The 10885-nt window shown below is 62.8% G+C and carries 7 protein-coding genes and 1 pseudogene; 7 read left to right on the top strand and 1 reads right to left on the bottom strand.

What is annotated here, in order from left to right; translation table 11 throughout:
- The 6 genes and pseudogenes from IPF36_RS17255 to IPF36_RS17230 form a co-directional block, all read left to right on the top strand.
- A pseudogene (locus IPF36_RS17255) lies at window positions 1-299 on the top strand (hypothetical protein); the annotation flags it as partial.
- A gap of 169 nt (window positions 300-468) precedes the next feature.
- The gene (imuA, locus tag IPF36_RS17250) at window positions 469-1173 is read left to right on the top strand and encodes a translesion DNA synthesis-associated protein ImuA (RefSeq protein WP_195429205.1); all 705 of its coding nucleotides are present in this window, start codon (window positions 469-471) and stop codon (window positions 1171-1173) included.
- Window positions 1100-2563 carry a DNA polymerase Y family protein gene (locus IPF36_RS17245; protein WP_195429203.1) on the top strand — a complete coding sequence of 488 codons (1464 nt, stop codon included), beginning with the start codon at window positions 1100-1102 and terminating at the stop codon, window positions 2561-2563. Before imuA ends, IPF36_RS17245 begins: the two co-directional genes overlap by 74 nt.
- A 5-nt stretch (window positions 2564-2568) precedes the next feature.
- Window positions 2569-5718, top strand: coding sequence for an error-prone DNA polymerase (locus IPF36_RS17240; protein ID WP_195429202.1), 3150 nt, complete (start codon window positions 2569-2571; stop codon window positions 5716-5718).
- 98 nt (window positions 5719-5816) lie between these two features.
- Entirely contained in the window at window positions 5817-6479 is a 663-nt protein-coding gene (locus IPF36_RS17235) for a hypothetical protein (RefSeq protein ID WP_195429200.1), read from the top strand.
- A gap of 13 nt (window positions 6480-6492) precedes the next feature.
- Complete coding sequence (locus IPF36_RS17230) at window positions 6493-7989, top strand: NYN domain-containing protein (RefSeq protein WP_195429198.1); 1497 nt, start codon at window positions 6493-6495, stop codon at window positions 7987-7989.
- Window positions 7990-8247: 258 nt separating this feature from the next.
- Here the strand turns inward: IPF36_RS17230 and IPF36_RS17225 are convergent, their stop codons facing one another.
- The gene (locus IPF36_RS17225; RefSeq protein ID WP_195429196.1) at window positions 8248-9945 is read right to left on the bottom strand and encodes a site-specific integrase; all 1698 of its coding nucleotides are present in this window, start codon (window positions 9943-9945) and stop codon (window positions 8248-8250) included.
- A gap of 459 nt (window positions 9946-10404) precedes the next feature.
- Here IPF36_RS17225 and IPF36_RS17220 point away from each other — a divergent pair, with 459 nt between their 5' ends.
- Window positions 10405-10668: a hypothetical protein gene (locus IPF36_RS17220; protein ID WP_195429194.1), complete on the top strand. Its 264-nt coding sequence runs from the start codon at window positions 10405-10407 to the stop codon at window positions 10666-10668.
- Window positions 10669-10885: the final 217 nt, after the last annotated feature.

Below are 10885 nucleotides of genomic sequence, written 5' to 3'. Positions count from 1 at the left end.
TTCGGATCAAATGCTTAAGGCAACTTTGGCGAAAATTTCACGAATTCCGGCCGACCCTCTATGAGGAGCGCAAGGCCCGGCTGCGCGCCCTCCTCGCCGGCGTGCCGGGCATCCTGTTCGTGGACAGCGTAGAGGACGGCGCCTGGCTCTATAACGCCGTGCTGAGACTGAAGCTGGAAGGTGTGGTGGCCAAGCGCGCCGGCAGCCTTTACCGCGGCGGCGCGTCCGATGACTGGCGCAAGATTAAGGTGCCCGGCTATCACCGTCTTGGCAAGTTCACACGCGAGCCATTGGAATGAGGATCTCAGTATGCCTTATTGTGCACATATGAGGGTTTTTTAAAGCCTTAGTTTTGTTTAAAAAATAACAATAAAGTGGAACTTCTCGTTTAACCGGTGCTTCTCGGGTGGCTTTCCGTACACGTGATTACTGTATAAACATACAGTACACTGGTGACAGGAGCCCACCATGCTATCCGTCGCCCCAGAAACCATTCACCCATCGCTTTGGCTCGCCGCACAGCTTGCCCGAGGCAGCACACGCACCGTCCCGACGGGGTATCCCGCGCTCGACAAGGAGCTGCCGGGCGGCGGCTGGCCGATCAGTTGCCTGACGGAACTGCTGCAGCGCCAGCCCGGTATCGGGGAGCTGCGGTTGCTACGCCCTGCTCTCGTTGCGCGCGCCAACCGCCCGGTCGCACTTCTGGCGCCGCCGCACACGCCTCAAGCGCTGGCACTCGCCAACTGGGGTATCCCGCCCGCCCAGATTCTCTGGGTCGACACCCGGCACACCGCTGACGCCCTGTGGGCCGCGGAGCAGATCTTGCGCGCCGGGACCTGCGGCGCGCTCGTTTTCTGGCAGTCGTACCTGCGTAACGATGCGCTTCGGCGTCTAAACCTTGCCGCCCAAGCCTCGGATGTCTTGTTCTTCGTGGTTCGACCAACGGCCTGCGCCCGCGATGCCTCGCCGGCGCCGCTGCGCCTGACCTTGGAGCCCGCATCGGACGGCATTCGTGTGCAATTCGTGAAGCGTCGCGGCCCGCAGCAGGAATCGCCGCTGAACGTAACCCTGCAGCCCTCTCCCATTCTGTTGTATCGCCATGCTGCGCCTTTGGATCTGCCTGCGCCTGTCGTCCCTGCCCCTCGAAGTGTTTCGGCCGAACTGGTCCACTGAGCTGGCGGTTGCTGTCCTGGACAAGGAGCGCGTGTACTTGGCGTCGACGCTGGCCATGGCGGCCGGCGTGAAGCTGGGCATGCGCCGCGGCGGCGTACAGACGATCGCGCCGCACACCATTCTCTTTGACCGCGACACTTGCGCGGAGCTGGCGGCGCTTGAGCGCGTCACGATGGCGCTGCTGCAGTTCTCGCCCAATATCGCTGCCTCCGAGGAGGCAGCGGTGCTGGTCGACGTCAGTACCACGCTGCGACTCTTCGGCGGTGCCCGCAAGCTGCGGCAGCGAATGCTGGCGGCCGTGACGTCAATGGGCTTCAGTCCTGTCGCGGGATGCGCCCCGACTGCCGAAGGGGCGTGGCTGCTTGCGCGCGCCGGCGGCGGCGTGGCGCTACGTCCGCCCTCGTTGGTACGAAAGCTGGCCGACCTGCCCGTTGCCATCTTGCCGGCAGCGCGGCCGTTCGACGATTGGCTCGATGGACTCGGCTGCCGGACGCTGGGCGACCTGCGCCGGCTGCCGCGCGCAGGCCTGCAGCGCCGTTGCGGCGCCGCCATCCTTGAGGCATTGGATCGCGCCTATGGGGAAGCGCCGGAAGTCTTCGAATGGGTCGAAGCCCCACCATCGTTTGACGCCGCGGTGGATCTTCCGGACAGGATGGAGAGCGCCGAGGCCGCCCTCGCCTACCTTCGCGGCTTGCTGGTCCAGATGGTCGGGTGGCTGACCGCCAGGCACCTAGCCATCAAGCGGTTTGCGGTCGAGCTACGCCACGAGCGCGGACGCGCCGCCATCGCGCCAACGAAGATCGAAATCGCACTGGCTGAGCCCAACTGGCACGAAGAGCATCTGGTGCGCCTGCTCAAGGAACGTCTGGCGCGGCTGACGGTTGAAGCGCCGATGATCGCTGTCGCGGTGTCGGCTCTCGAGACCGAGCCGGTGGCACCGCCCAGCGATTCCTTGTTTCCCGAGCCGGGCGGCACGCCAGCGGACCACGCTCGCCTGCTCGAACTGCTGGTGGCGCGCCTGGGCGCCGACAATGTTCGCCAGCCGTGCTTGCGCGCGGACTACCGCCCGGAAGTCGCTAACGGCTGGCAGCCGGCCACCGACAAGCCGGCCAGCGCAACGGTGCCACAAGGCCTGCCCCGTCCCGCTTGGCTGCTCGGCAAGCCCATCCCGCTGATTGAGCGCGACCACCGCCCCTTCTACGGCTCGCCACTACGGATCGTTTCCCCACCCGAACGCCTCGAGTCGGGCTGGTGGGGAGGCCAGCTGGTGACCCGCGACTATTTCGTGGCGGAGGCGAAGGACCATACCTGCTACTGGATTTTCCAGGAACGCATGGGCAGCCGCGAAGGCGACGAGGCGCGGTGGTATCTGCATGGCCTCTTCGGCTGAACGTCATGGACATCAACGCCACGGCAGGTCTGCCCGCTTACGCGGAGCTGCACTGCCGCTCCAACTTCTCATTCCTTGCTGGCGCCTCACGTCCGGAAGAACTCGCTGAGCGCGCCGCCCAGTTGGGCTACCACGCGCTCGCCATCACCGACGAGTGCTCGCTGGCGGGCATCGTTCGCGCGCACACTGAGGCGAAGAACGCCGGTGTTCGGCTGGTGGTCGGCGCCTGGTTCCGGCTGCAAAACGCCGATGGCTCTCCTGCCCTCTCATTCCTGGCGCTCGCCCGTAACCGCGAAGGCTATGGCAACCTGTGCGAGCTGATCACGCTCGCGCGCATGCGTGCCGCCAAGGGTTCCTATGTGCTGACACCACGCGATTTGGCCGCGCCCGAAGCGCCGTACCAGCATCTGAAAGGTCTGCCCGACTGCCTGGTCGTGTTCACGCCAGACTATGGCGTGGCGGCCGCGAAGCTAGAGACCCAATCGGCCTGGGTGAGCGCGACCTTTTCCGGCAGGGCATGGATGGGACTGAGCCTACTCTACCGTCCAATGGACGATATTCACCGTGGCACGGTAGAGGCGGCCGCGGCGCGCCATCACCTGCGCATCGTCGCCACAGGCAACGTGACCATGCACGTGCGCTCGCGCAAGCCCATGCACGACGTGCTGACAGCAATCCGCGTGCACCGCCCGGTGGCCGAATGTGGGTATGACCTCCTGCCTAATGCCGAGCAGCACCTGCGGTCCCGATTGCGGCTCGCCAACATTTACCCGCACCGCTACCTGACCGAAGCCGTCCACATCGCAAATCTGTGCCAATTCTCGCTGGACGAGCTGCGTTACGAGTATCCCGAAGAAGTGGTCCCGGACGGTGTGACGCCGTCCGACTATCTGCGGGAAGAAGCCTATGTCGGCGCGCACCGCCGCTACCCGGCCGGCATACCCCTTGCCGTTCAGCAGCAGCTCGAGCATGAACTCGCGCTGATCCGCGACATGGCGTACGAGCAATACTTTCTCACCGTATTTGACGTGGTGCGTTTTGCCCGTTCCAACGGCATCCTCTGCCAAGGGCGTGGCTCCGCAGCCAATTCGGCGGTCTGCTACTGTCTTGGTATCACCGAAGTTGACCCGGCGCGCGGCAATCTACTGTTCGAGCGGTTCATCTCCAAAGAGCGCGCGGAGCCGCCCGATATCGATGTCGACTTCGAGCACCAGCGCCGCGAGGAGGTGATCCAGTACCTGTATCGCAAGTACGGGCGCGATCGGGCCGCACTGGCGGCCGCAGTGACGACCTACCGGCCTCGCAGCGCACTGCGCGACACCGGCAAGGCCCTTGGCGTGGACCCTGCCATTGTCGACCTGGTCGCGAAGTCCCACCACTGGTTCGACAGCAAAGCGGACCTGCTCAGGCGTTTTGGTGAGAGCGGCGTGGATACGGAAGCGGAACTGTCCCAACGCTGGGCCCACATGGCCGTGGCGTTGCTCGGTTTCCCGCGCCACCTGTCCCAGCACACTGGCGGATTCGTGCTCGCGCGGGGCAAGCTATCCCGGCTGGTGCCGATCGAAAACGCAGCCATGGCCGATCGCAGCGTGATCCAGTGGGACAAGGACGATCTCGACGCACTGGGGCTGCTCAAGGTCGACGTCCTTGCGCTCGGCATGCTATCTGCGATCCGGCGAGCCCTGGATCTTGTGGCGCAACAACGCGGTGAAGCCTTTGAACTGCAGGACATCCCGGCGGAAGATCCAAAGACCTACGAGATGATCTCGCGAGCCGATACGGTCGGCGTGTTCCAGATCGAGTCCCGCGCCCAGATGTCGATGCTGCCTCGCATGAGGCCGCGCACCTTCTATGACCTCGTCATCGAAGTGGCGATCGTTCGGCCCGGGCCGGTTCAGGGTGGCATGGTGCATCCCTACCTGCGCCGCCGGCAGGGAGTGGAACCGGTCAGCTATCCGAGCCCGCAAATGGAGCAGGCCTTGTCCCGGACACTGGGCGTGCCGATCTTCCAGGAACAGGTGATGCAGGTGGCCATGCTGGCCGCTGGTTTTTCCGCCGGCGAAGCGGACCAGCTGCGCCGTGCCATGGCGGCCTGGAAACGCAAAGGTGGCTTGGAGCGATATCACGAGCGCATCGTGACGGGCATGCTCGAGCGCGGCTACGATGCGGAATTCGCCGAGAATATCTTCCGGCAGATCCAGGGCTTCGGCGAGTACGGCTTTCCGGAAAGCCATGCGGCAAGCTTCGCCCTGCTCGTCTACGCGAGTGCCTGGCTCAAGTGCCACGAGCCAGCCGCCTTCCTCTGTGCCATGCTCAATAGCCAGCCGATGGGCTTCTACACCCCATCGCAGCTGGTGCAGGACGCAAAGCGCCATGGTGTCACCGTTCTTCCGGTTGATGTGGCGGTGAGTGGCTGGGACGCGAGCCTGGAGCGTTACGACGATACGCCGAGGGCCGTACGCCTGGGTCTCTCGCAGCTAAGTGGCATGCGCCGCGACGCCGCTGAACGCATCGAAACAGCACGCGCCATCCGGCCCTTTGCCTCCGTCAAGGATCTCGCTCGCCGATCGTCCCTCGACCGGCACGATGTCAATGTCCTGGCCGCTGGCAATGCGTTGATTGGCCTCACCGGAAATCGACGTCAGGCCATGTGGCAGGCCGCGGCAGCAGTGCCTGACAAGGACCTGCTGCGGCCCGCTGATTTGGACGAGCCAATGCCCGAGCTTCCACAGCCAACTGAAGGTGAGGAGATCGTCAGCGACTATCGCTCGCTCGGGCTTACGCTGAACCGCCACCCGCTTGCTCTGCTCCGCCACAAGCTTGCCGCGTTGCGCTTCGTGCCCGCCGATGAGCTGGCCACCTATGCCACGCGGCAGATTGCCCGTGGCTGCGGCATCGTGACCGTCCGGCAGCGCCCAAGTACGGCGAACGGCGTAGTTTTCCTGTCGTTGGAGGACGAGACCGGGACTGTCAGTGTCATCGTCTGGCCGTCCGTGATGGAAAAGTTCCGACGCGAGGTCCTGACGGCCTCCCTTCTCGGTGTCTATGGCCAGTGGCAATGCGAGGGGGAAGTGCGACATCTGATCGCGCAACGCTTTGTCGATCTCTCACAAATGCTCGGATCGCTCAGCACTGAAAGCCGGAATTTTTGCTAGGGCTGGCCCGAACGCAGGTCCCAGCGGCTGGATGAACTCAACGTTGCAAACTGATACGATTGCCAATCTCGATTCAACCGCAAGAGATTCAAAGGCCAATGAAGACGACAGCATTCTCGACCGCCCTCCTGGCAGCCGCACTCACCGCCGGGTGTGGTAGCAAGACGGATCCTAACGAAAAGAACTTCGGGGCAGCTCTCAGCCAATATCTCGAAAAGAAGGGTGAACTTTGCCTTGGCTTCAGCAAATGGCCAATTGATGTTACAGAGACAGACCTGCGCCTGGAGAAGACGATGCCTTCAGGTACTGCAGGAAGAATGGCTGCACTAGAGAGGGCCGGCCTGGTTAGCAGTGCGATGACCGAGATTGAGGAAAAGAGCTACATCACCGGTACGCCGATGAAATTCACCGTGAAACGCTACACAGTGACCGAGGCGGGTAAGAACTACTATCGTGAATGGGAAGTTGACTCGTTTCGGTCAGACGGCGTGAAGAAGGTCAAGCTGGGGGACCTTTGTTACGGACGAAAGGCCCTTCAGAAGGTTGTGAAGTGGGAAGGCCCCATGAAACTCGGTGACTATCAAGAAGCCGGCGTGACGTACCTGTACAAGATCGACGGCCTCTCTGACTGGGCCAAACGACCGGAGATTCAAGCGACATTCCCCACTATTCCAAGGACGTTGGAAGGTGCGGGAAAGACATTGCAAACTCACGGGGTGAAACTCACCAGCGAAGGCTGGGAAGCAAATGGCTTGAACTAACTCGCCCACGGAAATGAAGAGCGCACTGTTCGTCGACTTCGACAACGTCTATTCGGGCCTGAGACAGCTCGACCCCGCCTATGCAGACCGCTTCGCCCGCCGTCCGGCCCAGTGGATGGAATGGCTCATTGGCACGCTGAGTTTGCCGGATCACGCACCAGTCGGCGCAAGGCGGCGGGTACTGGTTCGTCGCTGTTACCTCAATCCGCAGGCATACCAACGGTTCCGGCCTTCGTTCAATCTGGCCGGATTCGAGATCGTCGATTGCCCCGCTCTCACGAGTGAAGGGAAGACAAGTACCGATATTCATATGGTGCTCGACATAGTAGATCTCCTCCAGCACGAAGCTGGATACGACGAATTCATTGTCTTCTCTGCAGACGCCGACTTCACCCCCGTCCTTCGAAAGCTTCGTCGCTGGGACCGCCGCACGACTGTACTTGCCATCGGCTTTCCATCGGCGGCGTACCGGTCATCAGCCGATCTTCTCATCGACCAAGATGATTTCGTTCACAACGCCCTCGGATTTGACGCCGATGCCGAGGCGCCGCCGCTCCGCGAACCAGGCGCTGATGCAGTACTCACCGACGCTGCATTCAAGTTGATGCATCAAGTTGTGGCGGAGGCTCAAGGGCCGGTGGCCGTATCCCGCCTCGCGTCAATGGTCCAGTCCAGTGTGGACGGCATCGACGCATCATCGTGGGCGGGGTATGGCAGTTTCAGGGCGCTGCTTGAATCGGGAGGTCTGCCCCCCCTGCAGGTTAGCTGGGAAGGCGGAGGCTTTGTCCACGACCCGAAGCGTCAAGCCACGCCGGCGCCGCTTGGCCGGAATGGCGGTGGCAACCCTGACGGCCTAGCCAAAGCGGTGGCCGATTTCGTGAAACTCGAGGTGGGCGCGGCTAAGCATCCGATCCAATGCAGCACGCTGGCGGACCTGATCATCCAGAAGCACCCTCAACTCGCTGCAGACTGGAACGGCCGAGGCACATTCCGCAAGTTTGCCGAGTCCCTCGATGTTCGCCCTGTCATATTTGACTGGTCTACCTCAGGCGGAAAGGCCTACGACGGGGCAGGTGCATCCGCCATGCCCCAACAGCACGAGCAGTGGGGCGAGGCGCAGCACCTTCACTCAGCCGCAAGGCAGATTCATGAAGTAACCGGTGTGCCGTTGCTGTCCCCGGAGCGGTACCGGATGCTGCTAGCGAGCGTGCAGGCAGATGTTCTCGCCCATCCCTTCCATCTATTGGAGACCACGAAGCGCGTGCGTGACCGATGTAAGGCTGCGGGAACGCCGATCAGTCGCTCAGATATCAACCAGGTCCTTCGCGGCCTCCTCTATTGCGGGCACTCTTTTGAAGACGGACCCAATGACGCAGCATCTCTCGCAATGAAATTCGCAGATAGTGTGAAATCGCTATGCGTCCGTGAGCAAATGGTACTCGATCGTGGCATGGTTACGACCATTGAAGTCTGGCTGGGCTTCAACACGCTCTCACAGGAGCGCGCCTGAGGCTGACAATTGGGTGAACGTAACGATCCCCACACAAGCATAGCCGGAGACGATTGGATTCCACGATCTGTGTGATCGAGAATGGCTAGGAAGCCGACTGGACTCAACGGCGAGAAGCCTGGAAGGGGTCATGCCAAGATGCGGACAATCCGCTATCATAAGCCTTGCGGTTATATAGAGAGTAATTAACCTCTTTGTTTTGATATAAGCAAGGGTTCGCTGGCCGCCCTAATTCAATTGGTCCAACACACCAAAACGCTACGGAGCGGAGAACGCCGCCCCGATTTGGCGGGCTCGTTTCACCTCGTCGCCGTGCAGGTAGATCGAAGTCGTCGAGATGGACGCGTGCCGTAGATTGTCCCGGACCGACGTCAACTCCGCGCCGCGTGCGAGCGCATGGGTCGCATGCGTATGCCGCATCCAGTGCGGGCTTGCCTGCCGCAGCTTTTCGGCGGCAACCGGGTGGTCGGCCTGGATCAAGTCAGCCGCTTGCATGAAGAATCGCCGCAACACGGCCCACAGTCGCGTCCCGGTGATGCCGCTGGCCGGATCCTGGCCAAGGCCGCCAATCAACGGGGTATGCGGATCCCAGCGTGCCCGCGTAACTGGCAGGCCGCGCTCGACCAGATACCGGTCGAGCGTGACGCGCGCCAACGGCGGCAGCGCCACCTTGCCCGCCTTGGCCCCCTTGCCGACCAGGCTGAGCCAGTGGTCGCCATGGGCATCGATGTCGATGCCACCAAGGGTTGCGCTGACGAGTTCGCTGGCGCGCAGGCCGGTCGCATACGCGAAGTCGAGCACGAACCGCAGGCGCTGGGCCGCCGGCGTCTCCCAGCCGCAGGACCACTCCAGTCCGTTGGCGAGCGTGCGCACCAGCATCCATTCCCCCTCGGTGAACACGTGCGACGTATCCAGTAGCGCGGCACGCGCGCTGCCGCGCACCTTGATGCCTGCAAAGGGATTGGCCAACACGTAGCGCTGCTGGATGAGCCAGCGGAACATCGCGCCGAGTACCGACAGGGCATAGGCCGTCGAGCGTGGCGACAGGTCTTGCACAAACGGGCGCCATTCGCTCGAGGTGCGTGGTCGAGGTGGCCCCACCCAACGCTTGTGCGGCGTCGGCCGACGCAGGAAAGTGCGATAGGCAATCGCGTCCTCGGTGGTCAGCGACGACAGGGGACGCTCGCGCTCGACGATCGCCCACAGGATCAGCCGCTCCGCTTCCTTGCGATAGGCCCGTTGGGTGGCCGGTGACTCGTGCAGGGCGAGCCAGGCCTGGATGGCGGCGTAGTCGTTGTTCGCATTGAGGGTGCAGGTTTGCCGTGGGGCGCGGAAGGTCCCCGACGAGCCGTCGACTTCGTGGGGCAGGCGCAGGTGCTCCCAGGGCGCGATCACCCCGCGATCCGTCACGGCGATCAGCGCGCGGGCGCGCTCGGTCAGTGGCGGATGCTCGGCGAAGAAGGCCGCGATCCGCCGGGCGCTCGCCGGGCCTAGGCCGGGCACGGCCGTCCACCAGCGCCGCCGGCGCGGAATGCGCACCGTCAGATCCGCCAGCGTGTCGATGCCGTGCGCGCGCAGCGCCGCCACGGCACGGGGCGGCAGCCACTGGCCGATGTCGTCGCCGACCGCCGGTTGCGGCGGGGGCAAGCGGCGCAGCAAGTCGACCGCTTGGCTGATTGCCTTAGCCCGGCCGACTCGCTCGGCCGCGCCGTGCGCGAACAAGGCGGCGAGGTCCTGGCGCTGCCGGCGGCGCGCGAAATCGGCCAACTGTCGCCGGATGTGGCCGAGGATGCCGCGCGCGGACTGGCCGCTGGCCTTGCGCTCGCCCAGGTAGCGCACCACCGCGTCGCGGGCCGATAGCCCTTCGTACCAGGCACGTAGCGCGGCCAGCGACGCCGCATCGGGGAAGTCAGGCGGCGCCGGATGGGTCTGGGGGGTGGCTGGCAGCTTTTTCATGTCGACCAGTTTAGTGCATCGATGCAGCTATTACGATAAGAATAGTTATCACAATAGCTATGAGAAAATGTAAAGATGGCGACGACAACGGGCCAGGCTTTCGCGCAGCAGTTGATCGCCGACATCAGGTCGTCAGTGATGTCATGTCGACGCGCGGATTCACATAGACCGCTTCCGGTGGGCAGTTGCCTCGTCCGTGTCTCTATCATCGTGCCCCTTTTTCCGCCGTGACCTCCACTGCGAACCTGAGGCTCCAACAAGGTACACAAGCGTGTCACGTGCCGGAGGGTGTACTCGACGATCAAGGAGAGTTCGCGCGGGCTGTAACCTTTGGCGGCAGTCTGCCGAACTTTAGGTACACGGCTAGGGTGCTAGGCCACGATCCTCGGTCGTGTAACGGTGCCCGGCGGTGATGTCCTGCCGGTGCGGGGTTGAGTAACCACCTGAAGGAGTTGGAAAATGGTCAAGAAGGTCTTACTGCTCATTGCGGCGGGCACCGCCCTTAACGTAGGGTCGACACTTGCCGGCATTTTAGGTCCGCGTGACACCTATACCGATGGGGGGAAAGCTGGAACGTTTGACGTTTACCCAGGAGCAGCGAAATCGTCCAGGTTCGACGTTTATACTGATGGTGCCAGAGTCACGGACAGGCGTGATGTGTTCACGGATGGAGCGAGAATTACCAACCGTGATGGATATATTGACGACGGCCCCCAAAAGTAAGTACTGATTTCATGGAGAAATACTCTCGGGTATAAGCACCTGGTGCTACGTCAGTCAGCGAGCCGCCTGCTCCCTCGAGGGACCTCCTTGCGAGGGAGCTTCTTTTGAAGGTTTTGGCGCTTCGGATATTGCCCGCCGATTCGGGGCATGCGACGAATTGAGCCTTGGCACACTGATTTATCCGTAAGCATTGCCCACGTGATCAGTGCGGTGGTGT

The sequence above is a fragment of the Cupriavidus sp. IK-TO18 genome (genome assembly GCF_015549295.1).
In the GTDB taxonomy this organism is placed as follows: domain Bacteria; phylum Pseudomonadota; class Gammaproteobacteria; order Burkholderiales; family Burkholderiaceae; genus Cupriavidus; species Cupriavidus oxalaticus_A.
Note: the sequence above shows the minus strand (reverse complement) of the source record. Positions and strands in the feature narration are given on the sequence as shown.

Coding starts and splice junctions, on each gene's coding strand:
- imuA (WP_195429205.1), top strand. CDS start 469: ATGCTATCCGTCGCCCCAGAAACCATTCACCCATCGCTTTGGCTCGCC.
- IPF36_RS17245 (WP_195429203.1), top strand. CDS start 1,100: ATGCTGCGCCTTTGGATCTGCCTGCGCCTGTCGTCCCTGCCCCTCGAA.
- IPF36_RS17240 (WP_195429202.1), top strand. CDS start 2,569: ATGGACATCAACGCCACGGCAGGTCTGCCCGCTTACGCGGAGCTGCAC.
- IPF36_RS17235 (WP_195429200.1), top strand. CDS start 5,817: ATGAAGACGACAGCATTCTCGACCGCCCTCCTGGCAGCCGCACTCACC.
- IPF36_RS17230 (WP_195429198.1), top strand. CDS start 6,493: ATGAAGAGCGCACTGTTCGTCGACTTCGACAACGTCTATTCGGGCCTG.
- IPF36_RS17225 (WP_195429196.1), bottom strand. CDS start 9,945: ATGAAAAAGCTGCCAGCCACCCCCCAGACCCATCCGGCGCCGCCTGAC.
- IPF36_RS17220 (WP_195429194.1), top strand. CDS start 10,405: ATGGTCAAGAAGGTCTTACTGCTCATTGCGGCGGGCACCGCCCTTAAC.